General features: G+C 66.6%; 2 protein-coding genes. Both read left to right on the top strand.

All coding sequences use genetic code 11. The annotated features are described in order from the left end of the window. Positions 1-476 (top strand): branched-chain amino acid ABC transporter permease (locus NS334_RS16980; RefSeq protein WP_193753162.1); only part of this gene is annotated, 476 nt, incomplete at its 5' end. A 5-nt stretch (positions 477-481) separates the two neighbouring features. Beyond that, positions 482-769, top strand: a 288-nt coding sequence (locus tag NS334_RS16975) for an ABC transporter substrate-binding protein (protein ID WP_153002825.1), incomplete at its 3' end; no start/stop codon positions are given.

Below are 769 nucleotides of genomic sequence, written 5' to 3'. Positions count from 1 at the left end.
ACCTTGGCTCGGTGCACATCTCGGCCTGGCGCTTCACCATCATCGTGATCACGCTGCTGGTGATGGGGGCCTGCTACCTGCTGCTGGCGCGCACCTCGTTCGGGCTGCGGGTCCGCGCCACGCTGGAGAACCCGGCGCTGGCGCGCGCCTCGGGCATCTCGACACCATTGATCTACGGCGCAACCTTTGCGTTCGGCGCGGCGCTGGCCGGGCTTGCCGGCGCGTTGATCGTGCCGGTGTTCAGCCTGTTCGCCGATCTCGGCATCCGTTTCCTGATCCAGGGCTTCGTCGCCGTGATGGTCGGCGGGGTCGGCTCCTTCATCGGTCCGGTCGCCGGCGCCGGCCTGATCGGCACGCTCAGCGCGGCGCTGCCATGGGTGATGTCGCCTGTCGTCGCCGACGTGCTCGTCTTCGTGCTCGCCATCGCCTTCATCAAATTCCGGCCGCAAGGCCTCATTGCTGGGAAAGGGGTCTAATCACCATGTCGATTGAACGCATGAACCTGACGCGCCGCCGCTTCATGGGTAATTTCGCCTTCGCGACCGTCGCACTCGCGACCGTAGTCGGTAGCTGGGTGATCTGGCCGGGTTGGGGCAACGCCGCCGGGGGCCCGATCAAGGTCGTCATTGCGACCGACCTGACCGGCCCGATCGCCTATGCCGGCAACGCCGACGCCAACGTCGCCAAGATGGTGATCAAGGAGATCAATGCCGGTGGCGGGCTGCTCGGCCGGCCGCTCGAGCTCTACATCGAGGACACCGCCTCGAAC

Origin of the sequence: Sphingomonas endophytica, assembly GCF_001476895.1 — a bacterium.
GTDB lineage: Bacteria > Pseudomonadota > Alphaproteobacteria > Sphingomonadales > Sphingomonadaceae > Sphingomonas > Sphingomonas endophytica_A.
This window is presented reverse-complemented; position numbering and strand designations above follow the sequence as displayed.